The organism is Bradyrhizobium uaiense, assembly GCF_010811875.1.
Classification (GTDB): Bacteria; Pseudomonadota; Alphaproteobacteria; order Rhizobiales; family Xanthobacteraceae; genus Bradyrhizobium; species Bradyrhizobium uaiense.
The window spans coordinates 1-209 of record NZ_VKHP01001279.1 but is presented as its reverse complement, the minus strand read 5'-3'; the positions used below and the strand labels follow the sequence as shown (position 1 = coordinate 209).

The window sequence follows — 209 nt, the reverse complement described above, 5'->3', positions numbered from 1 at the left end:
CGCTTGTCCAACTGTCAGGCAGAAAGAGACGTAACGCGACCATCACTGGCACTTCGCCGCGCGCAAGCGTCAAAGACACCATCGTTTGGCAATTTGCCGTCTTGCCGAGAGCCGACGCGTATTGAGCTGCAACACCAACCGAGCGTTCGCCCTTCTTCGGCAATGAGGTGTCATCAATGACCAGCACCGCATCCTTGCCGCCGACAAGT

The 209-nt window shown here is 57.4% G+C and carries 1 protein-coding gene; it reads right to left on the bottom strand.

All coding sequences use genetic code 11. The features are described from left to right. Positions 1 to 209, bottom strand: a 209-nt coding sequence (locus tag FNJ47_RS49625) for a transposase (RefSeq protein ID WP_163163978.1), incomplete at both ends; no start/stop codon positions are given.